The following is a 14,246-nucleotide window of genomic DNA, read 5'->3' as shown; positions in this document are numbered from 1 at the left end:
GATCCGTCAGCCCCTCCAGGCCGCTGTCGTTGTAGCGCGTGAGGATCTTGTAGCCGGTCTTGCGCGAGATATCGAACTCCCGGCAAAGCACGGCCATCTTCTCGCCGTCCAGCAGCCGGGCGATGAACTTCAGCCGCTCATCCATGACGTTACACTCCTTCCAAGGCACCTTGCTCTCCTTGCAAAGGGCCGAAAGTGTAACCCATCTATCCGGAATGAACTGTCACCCATCTCTCGGGAAGGGCACCAAAGACTCTACGCGGGCACCACACATGACGTAGTGGGTTTGCCGTGGTTGTGACTGGTCGGCTAACCCGTACGGAGCTGCGGCAGCGACACCTCTGGGCAGTGCCGCTGCCGTTGTCGCAGCTAGGCGGCTATCCCACCGCGGCCTGATTTGGTACCACTCATCCAGGGCAGCGGAGCAAGCGGCTCCTGCAGGATCTTGACGGATCTCGCGAAGCCAGCGACGGCATCGCGCGCGACCGACAGTGGTATCTGGCCATCGTAAGCACGCTGGCAAGCCCGGAAAGCCGTTTCGAAAATCGGGCCCCGCCGCTCCCGCGGCCACTCGTCCAGGAAATCGAAGGCATCCTCAAGACTTCCTATTTCTTGAATGAACTGGCCATCCTTGACCAACACCGGTCGATCGAACGTCCTGTCGTCCATGTAGTCCTCCATTCGGTTGAACGAATTGGTTTGCCGATTCAGGTTTTCACCAGACGGCATGCTCAGGCTCCGCGAACATGCCGCCATCCCCACATCTGGGCGGAACGCCGGCATACGCGGGGACCGGCGGCGGATCATCGTCATCGTCATCTCGCCAGGGGTACCGTATCCGCCTGGCTTCGTTGCGACGTCGGTCTGAAGGCGGACTGCGTTCAACCGGTGGCCCGGCCGGCGGCTTGCGCCCGATCTCGTCCAGGGTGTGGAGCGCACGAAGAATCTCGCTGAACTGCGCAATGGCACCGCTGTCCAATTGGCGTAGGCCGGGATTGTCCGGAACCGCATTGGCGTCCGAAGCCCAGAAGGCGAGCAAAGCCCTCTTTTCGTCGATCGTCATTTCTTCTTTCAGGACGTCCTCCGGCGTACGCACGGCAGCGAATCCCGCAACGTGATCAGCCAGTTTGGATTCATGAAAACAGTAAGCTTGCGATCTCATCTCCATTCTCCGCGATCTGTGCCTCCCGGCCGAGCCGGGAGGCGGACCACAGACTGAGGTTCCGGTATCAGGCCACCTTGCGTTGCGGCTCTGAATCTATGGACTGCTTGTTGCCGCTGTCCTGAAGCGGAACCGCTCTGGCTTCGGAGCCGATCTCGATGCGCCGAGGCTTGAGTTCATCGGGCACTTCGCGGACCAGGTCCACCGACAGCAGGCCATTATGGATATTGGCCGCCTTGACCTTGACGTGGTCCGCAAGTTTGAACACCTGCTTGAAGTTTCCTGTCGCAAGGCCGCGATGGAGGATTTCCCGATTTTGCTGATCGGGCTTCCTCTGTCCGGTCACGGACAATTCAGGGCCGTTCTGCACAAGCTCGACTTCGTCAACACCGAAGCCGGCGACGGCCATCGTGATACGATAATCGTTGTCGCCATTCTTCTCGATATTGTAGGGAGGCCAGTCGGAGCGCACGCCGTTTTCGAGCATGTCGAACAGTCGGTCGAAGCCGACCGTGGTGCGGTATAGAGGGGAATAATCAAAGCTTCTCATAGCCATATCCTCCGTGAAGCAACATGGGTCGCGGCAGCGCCGCCGCGACGAACTATGTCGAGCCGAAGCCTCGACGGAAAACGATCTGGGAATCGCGTTTTTCTTGTTCAAGAGGTCGCCCGAATTTTTTTCGGAGCGGCACCACGGTCGTTCATGATCGACATACGTCCGACTTTCGCGGCGAATTTTGCGGCGAAGCGTTCGGTTCGAAGCGGGAATATGGTTTCTGTGATGGATCGCCTGCCCGTGCAAGTGCGCGCCAGGTTCGGCCTCTGGTCAGGAGCGGTCTTGCACACGCCCCGCCACCTCTCGCGTGATGAGAGGGTTCTAAGCAGCCGCGCGGCGTGCGGAGCGGACTTGCTCGGTGAAGACCGGCGCAACCTCACGGGCAACTCAACGTGCAATCCGGACGCCTCTCCATCCACGCTCACAAAGCGCCTGAGCTCGCTCTGCAGCCGCACGCCGGTGTGTACCAGTGAAAGACATTTCTTTGCGTCGAAAACGAAACTATCGGGAACGCAGCGAGAAGCGCGGCGTTGGGATCGTGAAGGGACGGCCGTCCCTGCCACCGTAAGGCCGGCATCGGACAGGCAGTTATCGGAGTATCCATTATGCGAACTCTCATCGTCATTGCGGCGTTTTCGCTGCTTGCCGGCCCCGCGTCGGCAGCCGATCACCTTTTCACCGCCACGTCGGCCGGCGGCCTGACGACCTCGAGCCAGCCGTTCATGAACGGCATAAACAACAGTGCGCCGACGGCCGACGCCGTGCCGGGCCAGGGCAGTCCGCTGTCGGGCGACGAGCATACCGTACCGGCCACTGATACGCAGACCGGTGCCTCACTCAGGACCCCGCCGTCGGTGACTCAGGGTAAGACGGCACCATCGGCCAAAGCCCGGTAACAGCCCTGTCGCCTGGCGAACGCGCAAGGCGGCACCCATCATCGGCGAGTGCCGCCCTCGGGTCCTAAGCGGACTGCACCGCCCGAAGGTTGATCGTCACTCGCAGCCGCTGACCGGAATTGGCCAGGCGCGCGGCACGTTTTTTCTGCCCGATGGACTGGCTCCAACTGGTATTGCTCTGCGGCGCGGGCTCTATGGCCTGGACCTCAATACGCTGTCGGCAGGCGGTGGCGGTCTGCTGCTGATCCCGGCAGTGACCTTCCAGCAGGGGCGCAAAAGGCGATCAATAGGCCATCTCAAAGGATTCGCCCGCGACGATTTTCTCTAACAGCCGCGTTACGGCGTGGGAGCCGCCGTGATCTGCAATCCACCTGCTTACCCGGCAGGCAGCTTTCGCGTACAGGCTGGCCGATGCCGCACTTTCAATCCAGGCGCTCCTCGTCGTCGGCAGCGCGCCATCCGGTTCAACCAGGCAACGATCGGGCGATGATACTGGCTTCAGGTAGCGGTCGTCATCCGAAACCAGGACCGCAACGCCCTCATCAAACCATTGCGGCACATCACGACGGAAAGTCTTGATCAGCCCGATCCGGATATGAAGTTCGATGTGCGACATCTCGTGTGATGCAATGGTAACGGTCACGCCTTCGGGCGAGAGGAACAGCGCGAGATTGAGGACAGCCATGCCGCGCGATTTGCCTCCGCCGATCTTGCGGTAACAATTGTCGTAACCGCAGACGAAGATCTCGGGATTACTTTCTGTCGCCCCGTAGAACTGGCGAAGCCGTTCGCGAGCGATGGCGATTGTCTCAAGCGCTGCTGCCTGCTGCTGAGGCGTCATCCCCTCCTCGACATAGACTTGACCCGAGGCCTTTTTGAACCCCAGGCAGCTCGGGCACGCTACAGCGGCCGCCGTGGGATATGCGACCGCGAGGCCGGCGGCTGTCGTCACAATCAGAAGGATTGCGAGTGCGGTTGCTTTCATCGATCTTGACACCATGCTCCTTCCAGTCCCGCGCGGGTATGAGCTTATACAGTGGCTTTCGCGGCGATGCGGGTTGGCGAGCCATCACGAAGCACAGAAAGCGGAGAGCGCTAGGACCCGGCCGCATCGCCGACGCCGGACGAAACGGTGTTCAACTGAGAACGCGCGAGCAGATAGAATGCGGTGAGATGTGAGATCATCTGCAACGGCATATAGATGATCAGGAACGCGTACATGGCGCCGAGCTCGCCCGCGACTGCAGGAAGATTGACCTGGACCGCGTGGTAGGAGTCGAGGGCAATGTCCGCCACCCCAACAAGGTTGAAGGCGAGCACGAACAGCCAGAACAGCGGACGCATCCTGATCGCGAGCAGCGCCAGCATGGATAACGCCCCGGTCGCGAAGTTGCCATAGGCCGCGAACGTGGCGAAGCCGCCAGGCAGGTTGGGGCCGACGACGCCGGGAAGGAGAAAGGCAAGCCCGATGACGCGGAAGTTGTGCACGGCCGCAATAGCTCGTTGCGCATCGAAGTGATCCATCGCGTTGAGCCTTGGCCAGATGTACGCGCCGAAGAAAAGCAGCCACGGGACATACCCCAGGACGAGATGGGTTAGGAACACGGTTTGCGGCGACATGTGAGCTCCTATAAGCTGGTTTCGTTCGTCAATCCGCCGGCGGCCTCGAACGTTGCATTCGGTGGCCGAGCAGCCTTCCTCGACTAAAGGGTCCGAAGGAAGTCGATCATTGCGGCGTTCACCTGCGGCGCACGTTCTTGCTGGGTCCAATGACCGCAGCCCGGCAGCATGACTGCGGGCCGGAGCTTGGGAACCATTGCCGACTGTTTGGCGATGATCGGTTGAAATAGCTCCACGATCATGTCGTGTTCGCCCGCAATGTAGAGCGCCGGAACAGTCACCACCGCCTGGCTGAACGCGGCCATGAGCTCCCAACCGTGATCGATGTTGCGCCACCAGTTCAGAGGGCCGCGAAATCCGCTGCGCGTGAATTCCTCGACATAGATATCGATGTCGGCCTCACTGACCCAGGAAGGCAACGACACCGGATTGGTCAGGAAATCTCCGTTCCGGGGCACCATTCCGGCGGCAAATCCCCCGGCGCCTGCCGGTGGCGGGCTGTCGCCCGAGAGCGAGTAGAACATGGAACGGAAGGTGCGACGCAGGTCGCCTTCGAGCGCCGCCTCAGCCTCCGGGGTCTGGAAATAGAGTTGATAAAACAGGGCGTCCTTGGTGTGTGGCATCAGCGTCGTCGGCGGCCCGGAGTCGCCGAACCCTCGCGAGCGGAACGGCGGGATGAGCGCGACAACAGCCCGGAAACGATCGGGGCGCAGAAGCGCTGTTTGCCATGCTATCGCGGCACCGATGTCGTGGCCGGCGATCACGGCTTGTCTGGCGTCCAGGGCGTCGAGGAGGCCCACCACGTCGCCGATGTTATGGAGAATCGTATATTCCTCCACATCCTCCGGCCGGTCGCTCCGCCCGTAGCCGCGCAAGTCGGGCGCTACTGCACGGAACCCGGCGTTCGCCAGCGCGCCAAGCTGGTGCCGCCAAGAATACCAGCATTCGGGAAAGCCGTGACAGAGGATGATAAGCGGACCTTCCCCCTGTTCGGCCACGTGCAGCCGGATGCCGTTTGTCTCGATCATGCGATGCCTAACGTCGGGCATCGTCGGATCCACCCACGACGTCGGCTCTGGGCCGCCTACGGCGAGTTGAGCGGCAGCGGCTTTAAGTGGCTTTGCGAGAGTAGCGCCGACTGTCAGCGCGCCCCCTGCCAAGAGCACCTCGCGTCGGGAAAATGTCGCGTCTGCCATTGTGTGTCTCTCTCTTGACCGTCGCGCATCTGGAGCATCGACGACGTCGCAGGCTCTCGAATTGCGGCGCGAGTCCAGATTTCCACGGCAGAGGTACCGCCGCTCCCTGCGATCGACTATTGGCGATAACGTCGATGAGCTATGAAGTAGAACTTCACAATCAAGCGCTGAGCGCCGGACTCGCGCCTCGTTCGGGCGTGCCGTGAATCCCGTAATTTTCAATGGACAGATCGATCCAGACCGATCCGACAGGATTGTTGGGCCCGGCAACATCGGGCGCGCAAATGTAAACTTCGGCACCGCTGGGAGGCAGCAGACTTGCGTTGAGGGATATGTGCGGCCGCGTTTGAGATGGATACGGGCTCGGACTGCTTCGCTCAGAGGGGTCGGCGCGCTCCCCTCGCCGCCCGGCCGCTGCGACCGGCTTCTGATAAGTGGTTCCGTAAGCAATTCCGGACGGAAACCGCTCACACCTTTCCTGGAATTGCTCTTCCTGGAATTGCTCTGGTCCTTGCCACAAGGGCCAGTATCAGCACGGCCGGCATGGTCAGCATCGTCGTCTTGGCGCTTATGCCGACGCTGGTGGAGTTGATCAGCAATGCGAAAAAGAGCGGCAGGATCGCGCCACGGCCGCCGACCCGCAGCATCTCGATGAACCAGCTCAAGATGCCCAGCCACAGAACCGACGAGAAGACGAGACCATAGCGCAACAGGTGGCCAGCCCACGCGTTCTCGATACCCTCGCTGAGGCCGTTTATACGTACACTGGTCTCCAGCTCGTCCTGATTAAATCCGATGAGCAGTTCGCGCAGCCCGAAATTGTCGAACAGGCGAAACAACTGAATGCGAGTCGCCGCACTGCCGCTGTCATTGGTAAAACGCGCGAGGAAATTGTCGAAATAGCCGAATTGGTACATTGCCGCGACAGCGACTACGCCAAGCGGTGCAAGAACGAGAATGGCGAGCAATGCGCGCACTGAAATCGCGCCGCCGCGCATCAGCTTCAAAATGAAGAGCAGGCCCATCACCGCCGCCACGCCATAGACAACAGCAAACGAGGTTCGGGCGCCGAGAAGCGGCATCGTCGCCATGCACAGGAGTATGATGGGCAGGCGCCAGCGCGGGCTCAGCCCGCGAACATCTTTCACAGTCATCAGGATCACCGCGTAGACGCCAGTGACCAGCGCACCGGCAAGCGGGTGGCCAAGCAATGCCGTGGCCCGATGATCCCAGGTCTGGACCCGATCCTCAATGATGAAGGGAAACAGTCGCCACGACGTCAAGCCTTCGGTGATCGCAATCAGGCAATTGAGGACCATCAGCATGTGAAGGCAACGGGCAGCATAAAGCCGCAGCTTCTCGCCCGAGTCGCAAAACAGCATGGTAATGACGGCTGCGACCATCAGCGCGTCGATCACGAAGGAGGCGGATTGATCGGGCTTGTAACGGGAGATGAAGTACCAGAGCAGCAGGCAAGCGGCGAGCAGGCTGGTCGATCCGGCGCAACGAACGAGAAGGGAGACCGCGTAGCCGACCGGGTTTCGATTGGCGAGCACCGCTAGGACCAGCGCCAAGCCAAATGTGTAGGTTGCCGGATGGATCTTGGTGACGATCGACCCGCTCGATGAATCATACGGGATGCCGAGAAAGTCGAGCGCATAGTTTGATAGGGAGAATAAAAGTACCGTGGCCAGCAGAATGAGCGGATCGACCAACTGCCGCCAGGACGCAGCGTCGCCTTGCACCTTTAGAGGGAAATCAGCCACGTTCAGCCGATACTCTATTGATCCCATTGTCATTGACTTTCAGTGGCCGCGTCGGACCGATGAATGCCTTTCGCCGCGACGCAATTTCTTGGCCAGGGGAACCTCATGCGGCCTGATCGATAGCCACGTCCTTCTCAACCGACACCACCGAAACATCCATGTCGCCATCGCCGGCCAACGCATTTAAAGCCTGGCGTTCGCGTGGACCAAACACACCGTCCCGCACCGCCAGCACCGACCGGCTGGAATATCCGGCAATCACATCGGCCATGGGACCGGGGCTGGCCTCGAGTGTCCCTCCATTGACAACGATGTGGTCATATTCCTGAATTATCGCGCCAAGGACCGCGTCCACTTTTCCGGGCGACAGGCGCGCGACAGTATCCTTGCGCCCGGCGTTGAGCATCTGAAGTCCCGATTTACGGCCGATCCGGATCGCTTTCGCGACCGGGGATTCACCAATTGCTAGTTCTGCAAGTCCGGCTATGTCGGAAGGTGCATCAGACGCGAGATCGATGAAAATGACCTTCTGGTCGGCCGCCATTGCGTCTCGCGCCAACTCGAACGCGGCCTGACGGGCAAGGGCGGGATCATGGATGGAGACGACTGTTACAAGCCCGCCGGTGATGTCCGCCTTGGCAGGCTCCAAAGGTTGAGCCTGAGGACGCGCGGCGGGCGCGCCGGCAGCCAGATCCCGCAATATCGCGGCAAAGACGCCTATGAACAAGCCCAACAGTCCGGCGGCGATAAGCAGCGGCAACTTAGGTGGATACGAGGACGAACTTGGAACCGCCGCTTCAGCGATGATACGGGCATTGGGCGGCGAAATATTTTCCTGCTCGGCGGTTTCCTTGGCGCGGACCATAAACGCCTCGTAGACGACCTTGCTGGACTGCGCCTTGCGCTCAAGTTCACGCAGTTTGATCAGATCCTGGTTGGTATCGAAGGAAGCTGTCTTGGCGGCATTTAGGTCTCCGGTGACCTTGTTCAGGGTGTCAACAGCTGCGCGATAGTCGTCTTGCGCGGCTTGCACCAGCCGCTCACTTTCCGCACGGATTGTCGCGCGAGCTTGCATAACCTGCCCTTCGGCAGCCGTGACGCGCGGATGACGTGGTCCGAGGATCTGCTGGAGCTCGGCCAGGTTTCGCTGCGCCTCGCCAAGCTGGGTGCGCAGGTCGACCATGGCGCTGTCGGTACCGGTGATGACCGTGCTGACATCTCCGCGCGTCTTCAGCGCGGCCTGCATAACCTCGAACCGGGCCTTTGTTTCGTTGACTCGCGCAGCACTAGCCGACTGGCGAGCCGAAAGGTCCGTCAGTTCGCGATCGCCGAGCAATCGTCCGTCCGATTCCGAAACATTGTGGTCGCGCTTGAAGGCTTCGACCTCTTCCTCCGAGCTATTCAACTCGCTTTGCAATTGTGCGAGGCGGTCACGGATCGACGTGCTGGCGTCGCGTGCGGTACCGGAAGTCGTTTCGGCCTGATAGCCCAAATAAGCGGCAGCCACGGCGTTCGCGAGACGAGCCGACTTGATGGCTTCTTTGCTGGTGACGCTGATCTGAAGCACGTAAGTGTTTTCGGGCCGCACGACCTTGGTCGCTTGCGCCAGCGCTTCAAGCGCAACGACTGAGGGATCTTGCCCGCTTTTGATGGCGGATATGAATTCGGGATCCTTGGCAAGACCGCTGCTCTGGACAACCCGCTTGAGCACCGCTTCCGAGGTGATCACCTCGATCTGGCTTTCCACCAGCGCCATGTCGGAGCCGAAGCCTTGCTGCACCACCTCGTTTTGCATGACCCGCTGCTCACGCGGGTCGATAAGGATGCGCGACGTCGCTGTATACCGCGGCGAAATCAGGAACAACGCCAACAGTCCCAATGCGACGAAGGTCAGCGTGAACGAAAGAACGATCCAGCGCCGGCGGATTAGCGTATCGGCAAGGCCGAGCAAATCCACCGAGGTATCGACCTGCGCTCGCCTGGCGGCAGATCGATCGCGTGAAATGCCGCCCATGGAGGTCGCCATAGTCTCGTCTCCACCGCACTAAAATCATCGTGCGCATATCGCCAATAATCCATGCGCGGATATGCTTAATATCGGGTTACAGGATATCCCTCAGCCGCGATGCCGGAGCCACCCTCATCGGGAAGACGCCGGTCAGGGCGAGGTCTCAGTCCGGGATCTGACTTACATCTGGTCAGCGACGGATATGCTCCCAAGGGGAGGCCGCATGCGGTTCCTCAATCGTGCCGTAATCCGTGGAAGCACCCTTCGAAAATCCCCGTCCGGCATAGGCTGGACTTGCAATTTTAGCTTGTCCGTTGCTTGAAGATTGCATCAGTTCGGCCACGCTGGCGTGCAGTTCGGCGAGCTCGGCATGAATGCTGTGGATTGTTTCAGCGGTATTCTCATCCTGTCTTGGAATATCTCGTTGTCATGAGGAAAGTAGTCCAGTTCCAGTGGGTCGAGGAGCCGTAGTCTGGCAGGCGAGCCGGCAAAATCGTCATCCCCGTAGATCACGCCGGTCTGTGAAGCCGCTAGATTGCCGCTCCTCTTGTGCAGCAAATTGGTGATCAAGGACAGCAATCTCAATTTTTTCTCGCTCGACGGTGGCAAATCTGAGTTTTCACCCGGCCTGGCGGCTGTGTTTCGCGCGTTGGACATTCCGCGATATCCATGAAGATAAAAAGCCTCTCCCAATTGGTATGCCAGTTTGGGAAATAAAGAATTAAAGTGCCGGCTGTCGATTGGCCGCCGAGCAGGCCCCAAGTCCCTACCGCCCATCGGCGGCGGGGCTTAACAACTGTGTGACGTGCTCGACAAGCCGAGAGCGTGCATGGGCCGGCGTCAATGTATGATCGGCGGCATCCAGACGCACGAGAGTGACACCTTGCATGCGCCTCAAACGCTCGCCGTCCGGCCCGAAGTGGCGGGCAATTTCATCCAGGCTCCGATCGTTTTCGGCGCTTACCACCAAGACGCGCGTTCCACGCGCGGTCAGATTTTTCATCCAGGTTTCCACGGATTGGCTTCCCGAACCGCGCCTGCGCCAAAAGTTGGACGTCGTGGATTTCGACAATTCCAGGCCGAAGCGCAGGGCGCGCCCGCCAAGTCTGGACAGGAGCGCTTTCAAGCGCGGTGATCTCAAGGCCGTTCCGTGTGAATGCGGCTCAGCCACATCCGCCCCGCCGGCGCCGTCCTCTGGTTTGAGTGAGCCACGCGCATTGTCCCTGACTTTCGACAGTTCCATGTCCAGGGCATATGAACTGTTCCATGCGAAGCACAATGGATTGACCATGGTCAGCGAGGCAATACGGCGATCGAAACGCGCGGCATGGAACGCCTGATAGGCCCCGGCGCATGTGCCGATCGCGCTGACCTGATCAAATCCATGCTGCTCGAGCCAGTTTACAATACGCAGCATGTCATCGCGGCCCCGCTCATCGTAGAGAAACAGCCGCTTCTCGTCCGGCGTCCCGCTCTGGCCGAGGCCCGGCAGATCGACCCTCAGCGAGGCTATGCCATCTCGGGCGAGTGAACGCGCCATGTCGACCGCGCCACGTGCCCAACCGATATGCGGTATCGCGCCGGCATTGAGGATAAGGGCGACCTGTCCCTGGGGCTTGGCCTGGGCAGGCATGCACAGCACGCCGCAAATCTCCGGCGCGGGCGCGAGCACCAGTGGCCATTCGTTATATCCACCCTCCGCCAGAAACACTGGCGCGGTGGCCACCGGCTCGTGGGAAGCCGCGCCGACGGGCTTTCGGCGCTCGACTGCCCACCTCACGACCATCTCAAGGGTGGATTGCGGGATGTCGTTGGCGGTCGGGTTGCTCATCAGCCGGGCAAAACCGGCAAACGTCTCGATCCGCGCGCTGCCACCGGCTGCGGCCACGCCTTCGGCGAGCGCCGAATGCGACGTGGCGGGTTGTGTCGTCACAAGCAGAATATCCTGGCGCAAGGAACCGGCGAGTTCACGCCACTCAAGCGTCCGCAGATCCGCGATCGTCTCGGCGCTCATCCTGAAGCCGGCGGTTTCGATGCCGTCGAATGGCTCGACCTCAGTGCCGTATGGCGGCAGGGCTGCGTCGATCATTCTTGCCAGGCCTGCCATCTCGCGCACATAGGCCTTGCCCGATATTGGCGGCGCAAGCAGTGCCAGACCGGCAACGTCATCCCGTCCGACTATGGCCGATGGACCAAGGAGAGCACCGAGACGGAAGCCGATCACCAGCACATCGGTTACGCCGGTTTCGGCTTTCAGCCGCCCTATCGCCGTCTCGATGCTCGACACCCAGGCAGCCACGCGATGGGGCTCGGTGTGATCGCCGGTGGCATCTCCACAGCCTGGATAGTCGAATTGCAGAACGGGTAGACCAGCTTGGGCCAACCGCCTTGCCATCAATGTGAGAAAACGCCGGCTGCAAAGGTCTTCGAAACCGTGCGCGCCCGCTATAACCACGCCCCGGCTGCCCCCTGCGGGGTGAACCCAGCCGACAGTCCTTTCGAAAACGATCGGCCTCACGAAATGCCCCTGGCTGCACCCATTTTAGGGAACGGCTCGGTCAGGTCGAAAACAACAGGTCGTTGCGCATTGAGGGCTGTAACGGTCCCGGTAGGCATCGGTGCGCCCGTCAGCGCGACCAGCCGCACTGTTTTTTCGCGACCAGGCAACAGATGAAAATAATCCTCTTCGGCCCGATAATGGGGACCGCCGACATGGACATAATACGCGGCCCTGTCGCAGGCGAGCCGAAGCCGCCAGCAATCGCTGCCAGGTTCGATCCTGGCGCGAAGGCCGACATCGCACCGTTTCGTCATGACATTGGGCAGAACATGGAAGGCTTCCGCCAACTGGGTTCCCTGCGAATCCGTAAACTGCCCCACGCTCAACTCATGCGCAACCGGACCGAAGCGGTAGGCGTAAGAGATATCGAAGAACGCACCGAACAGCTCGAAGGCCGAAACCGTCACGGCATCATGCGCCGCAACCGCGATCTCGCGTTTGCCTGTGACGACCGGTGTCAAACCATAGCGCAGGCAGGTCAGGGTGAGCCTGCCTTCAACCAAGTCCGGTCCATCGTTGATCACATGCACATGGAGGCCGTTCAAGCCTTCATCGCTAAGGATCAGGCGCAGCGGATGGAAGGCCCGCTTCATCGCATGCCAAACCGATTTTGGCCGGCCGGTCGCATCGATCGCGCCCCAGCCGGCGCCGACGGCCAGATCTTTCCAGAACAAAGTCAGTGCACCCGCCGTCGGCGAGGCCGGTCGGCGCCATTCGTCAATCGTGCGCTCCACAATCTCGGCCGTCACGGCACGCGAGAGGTCGAGGTAGCGTGCACCGTCCTGCAGCCTCAACGCACGGGCGTCGACGCCGAAGACGTTTTCCAGATAGTGGTCGCGTACATCCTCGAAATCCCAAGACGCTCCAACGTCCCTCGGTGTCGCGGCTTTCCAGCGTGGGTCATGCACGGGCGCAACGGGCAGGAAGGCGTCCAGCGTCTCCTGATCCGGCACGTTGGCGAAGGCAAGACACTCGCTGGCGAAGCGGACCTCGGCACGGCGTGCATCCTCCAGCGGCCGGCAATAAGCGCCCACGCCGTAATAATGCACCGGTCCGGCTTCAGCGGTGAAGGGCAGGCTGCCGCCATGCGGCGAGGAAGCAACCTGCACGAGATCAGGTCTAATGGCGCCCGCAAGCGGCCTCACCACCGTGTCGAACCATGGCGTCGGGTCCATGGACGCTGGAATTCCCATCATCGACGCCTGCTGGGCGATTTCGCTGCCGCCGCAAATCACAGCAAGCGAAGGCGAGTGCCGCAATCGTCGCAGCAATGCTTCTACCTCCGCCGCCAGCGCAGCGCACCATTCGTCATCCCGGGCGGGATAGTCGAAATTCGCCAGCATCAAATCCTGCCAGACGAGTATGCCGAGTTCGTCACACAGGGCATGAAAGGCGTTGGATTCATAGACGAAGGGGCCGGCGACACGCAGCATGTTGACACCGGCATCACTCGCCAGGCGCAAGGCGGCATCCAACGGCGCCGCGCTCCCGTCCAAGGACACTATGTCCGACGGTGTCCAAACCGCGCCGCGACAAAAGACCGGGATGCCGTTGACGATCAGCCGAAAGTCGCGCCCGTCACGGCCGCGATCCAGCTCCAGGCGTCGAAAGCCGACACGTCCGAGGTTTACCTCGTTACTCCCGATGGTAGCGCTGACACCATGAAGATCCGGCGTTCCATGGCTGTGCGGCCACCAAGCCGCGACGTTGGCGATGTCAAGGCGCGCATTCAGCTTCTCGCCATCGCTGATGAGCGTCGCGGTTTTTCCGGCACAGCTGATAAAGGCGGTTTCGCCACCGACAAGCGGCGTGAAGAGCGTCAGCTCGACATCGAGCTTGCCTGTAGTCCCTTCGAGATCGGAACGCATGTCGACGTTAGCGACGCGCGAAGCCAAATTCTCGCGCACCAGCAGAACCGGCCGCCATGCGCCGACGACGTCGAAGGCCGGGCACCAGCCCGGCATGTGGCCAAGCAGGGTCGTGCGAACGAGCCGCAAGCGCTGATCGTCAATCATGCGCGCCTTCCAGCGGGCCCGCGGACCCTTGAGGCCGTCCATATAGGCGTCAAGACTGCGAAACGCGATGGCAAGCATTTCGCCGCCTTTCAGCGTCAGCGACGTCTGACACGGCGCGAACATGGAGGTGGAGACAAGGACCAATCGATCGTCGATGTAGATTTCGGCAATCGTCGCAAGGCCTTCGAAGACAAGCCGCACCGGCCCGCTGGCTTCAAGGCGACAGCGATACCAGATGTCCTTGTCGTGCAATGGCATCGGTGCTTGCCGATCCCAAAGGCCGCCCGCCTCGAGCGCCGCCGCCGCGGTACCAGGACATGTGGCGCTCAGCCATGTTGCCGAAGGGTCAGCATCGCTCGGCCCGCGCCATGCGCCAGCCGGCGTCAGGGCAAGCTGCCATCCTGCTTCCAGCAACTCAGCTGAATCGGCGACGGAGATCACTGTCGTCATGGATCTGATCCAGGCTA

Annotated in this window: 13 protein-coding genes and 1 pseudogene; 1 reads left to right on the top strand and 13 read right to left on the bottom strand. The window is 61.0% G+C overall.

From position 1 onward, the window contains the following. The 4 genes from O7A61_RS11825 to O7A61_RS11810 all read right to left on the bottom strand — a co-directional run. The coding region (locus O7A61_RS11825) for a helix-turn-helix domain-containing protein (RefSeq protein WP_442921064.1) at positions 1-169 on the bottom strand (169 nt) is incomplete at its 3' end. Positions 170-369: 200 nt separating this feature from the next. Beyond that, a complete protein-coding gene (locus tag O7A61_RS11820) occupies positions 370-669 on the bottom strand; it encodes a DUF982 domain-containing protein (RefSeq protein ID WP_027144010.1) in 300 nt (99 codons plus the stop codon). A gap of 46 nt (positions 670-715) precedes the next feature. Further along, positions 716-1,162 carry a hypothetical protein gene (locus O7A61_RS11815; protein WP_337129932.1) on the bottom strand — a complete coding sequence of 149 codons (447 nt, stop codon included), beginning with the start codon at positions 1,160-1,162 and terminating at the stop codon, positions 716-718. A gap of 67 nt (positions 1,163-1,229) precedes the next feature. Then, positions 1,230-1,712 (bottom strand): Hsp20 family protein, encoded by a 483-nt coding sequence (locus O7A61_RS11810; protein ID WP_140711422.1) that lies wholly within the window; start codon positions 1,710-1,712, stop codon positions 1,230-1,232. Between the two features lie 611 nt (positions 1,713-2,323). Here O7A61_RS11810 and O7A61_RS11805 point away from each other — a divergent pair. Beyond that, positions 2,324-2,614 (top strand): hypothetical protein, encoded by a 291-nt coding sequence (locus tag O7A61_RS11805; protein WP_140502754.1) that lies wholly within the window; start codon positions 2,324-2,326, stop codon positions 2,612-2,614. A gap of 283 nt (positions 2,615-2,897) precedes the next feature. On the opposite strand, the gene O7A61_RS11800 is transcribed toward O7A61_RS11805, so the two are convergent. The 9 genes and pseudogenes from O7A61_RS11800 to O7A61_RS11760 form a co-directional block, all read right to left on the bottom strand. Continuing rightward, a complete protein-coding gene (locus tag O7A61_RS11800; protein ID WP_337129931.1) occupies positions 2,898-3,599 on the bottom strand; it encodes a hypothetical protein in 702 nt (233 codons plus the stop codon). A gap of 110 nt (positions 3,600-3,709) precedes the next feature. Further along, positions 3,710-4,234, bottom strand: coding sequence for a hypothetical protein (locus tag O7A61_RS11795; protein ID WP_337129930.1), 525 nt, complete (start codon positions 4,232-4,234; stop codon positions 3,710-3,712). 83 nt (positions 4,235-4,317) lie between these two features. Beyond that, positions 4,318-5,430 carry an alpha/beta fold hydrolase gene (locus O7A61_RS11790; RefSeq protein ID WP_337129929.1) on the bottom strand — a complete coding sequence of 371 codons (1,113 nt, stop codon included), beginning with the start codon at positions 5,428-5,430 and terminating at the stop codon, positions 4,318-4,320. 190 nt (positions 5,431-5,620) lie between these two features. After that, a pseudogene (locus tag O7A61_RS11785) lies at positions 5,621-5,698 on the bottom strand (L,D-transpeptidase); the annotation flags it as partial. 199 nt (positions 5,699-5,897) lie between these two features. Beyond that, positions 5,898-7,229 carry a VpsF family polysaccharide biosynthesis protein gene (locus O7A61_RS11780; protein ID WP_337129928.1) on the bottom strand — a complete coding sequence of 444 codons (1,332 nt, stop codon included), beginning with the start codon at positions 7,227-7,229 and terminating at the stop codon, positions 5,898-5,900. 70 nt (positions 7,230-7,299) lie between these two features. Then, the gene (locus O7A61_RS11775; RefSeq protein ID WP_337129927.1) at positions 7,300-9,222 is read right to left on the bottom strand and encodes a GumC family protein; all 1,923 of its coding nucleotides are present in this window, start codon (positions 9,220-9,222) and stop codon (positions 7,300-7,302) included. A gap of 312 nt (positions 9,223-9,534) precedes the next feature. Next, positions 9,535-9,861, bottom strand: a complete 327-nt coding sequence (locus tag O7A61_RS11770) for a hypothetical protein (RefSeq protein ID WP_337129926.1) — start codon at positions 9,859-9,861, stop codon at positions 9,535-9,537. Positions 9,862-9,970: 109 nt separating this feature from the next. After that, entirely contained in the window at positions 9,971-11,659 is a 1,689-nt protein-coding gene (locus O7A61_RS11765; RefSeq protein WP_337129933.1) for an alpha/beta fold hydrolase, read from the bottom strand. A 59-nt stretch (positions 11,660-11,718) separates the two neighbouring features. Continuing rightward, complete coding sequence (locus tag O7A61_RS11760; RefSeq protein ID WP_337129925.1) at positions 11,719-14,229, bottom strand: glycosyl hydrolase 2 galactose-binding domain-containing protein; 2,511 nt, start codon at positions 14,227-14,229, stop codon at positions 11,719-11,721. Between the last annotated feature and the right edge of the window lie 17 nt (positions 14,230-14,246).

Source organism: Mesorhizobium sp. Cs1321R2N1 (assembly GCF_037179725.1).
Taxonomy (GTDB): Bacteria; Pseudomonadota; Alphaproteobacteria; order Rhizobiales; family Rhizobiaceae; genus Mesorhizobium; species Mesorhizobium salmacidum.
Note: the sequence above shows the minus strand (reverse complement) of the source record. Positions and strands in the feature narration are given on the sequence as shown.

What these genes read in the sequence shown, in the direction of transcription:
- O7A61_RS11795 (WP_337129930.1), bottom strand. Translation starts at nt 4,234, where the DNA reads ATGTCGCCGCAAACCGTGTTCCTAACCCATCTCGTCCTGGGGTATGTC.
- O7A61_RS11775 (WP_337129927.1), bottom strand. Translation starts at nt 9,222, where the DNA reads ATGGCGACCTCCATGGGCGGCATTTCACGCGATCGATCTGCCGCCAGG.
- O7A61_RS11810 (WP_140711422.1), bottom strand. Translation starts at nt 1,712, where the DNA reads ATGAGAAGCTTTGATTATTCCCCTCTATACCGCACCACGGTCGGCTTC.
- O7A61_RS11815 (WP_337129932.1), bottom strand. Translation starts at nt 1,162, where the DNA reads ATGAGATCGCAAGCTTACTGTTTTCATGAATCCAAACTGGCTGATCAC.
- O7A61_RS11760 (WP_337129925.1), bottom strand. Translation starts at nt 14,229, where the DNA reads ATGACGACAGTGATCTCCGTCGCCGATTCAGCTGAGTTGCTGGAAGCA.
- O7A61_RS11820 (WP_027144010.1), bottom strand. Translation starts at nt 669, where the DNA reads ATGGACGACAGGACGTTCGATCGACCGGTGTTGGTCAAGGATGGCCAG.
- O7A61_RS11805 (WP_140502754.1), top strand. Translation starts at nt 2,324, where the DNA reads ATGCGAACTCTCATCGTCATTGCGGCGTTTTCGCTGCTTGCCGGCCCC.
- O7A61_RS11790 (WP_337129929.1), bottom strand. Translation starts at nt 5,430, where the DNA reads ATGGCAGACGCGACATTTTCCCGACGCGAGGTGCTCTTGGCAGGGGGC.
- O7A61_RS11770 (WP_337129926.1), bottom strand. Translation starts at nt 9,861, where the DNA reads ATGTCCAACGCGCGAAACACAGCCGCCAGGCCGGGTGAAAACTCAGAT.
- O7A61_RS11800 (WP_337129931.1), bottom strand. Translation starts at nt 3,599, where the DNA reads ATGAAAGCAACCGCACTCGCAATCCTTCTGATTGTGACGACAGCCGCC.
- O7A61_RS11780 (WP_337129928.1), bottom strand. Translation starts at nt 7,229, where the DNA reads ATGACAATGGGATCAATAGAGTATCGGCTGAACGTGGCTGATTTCCCT.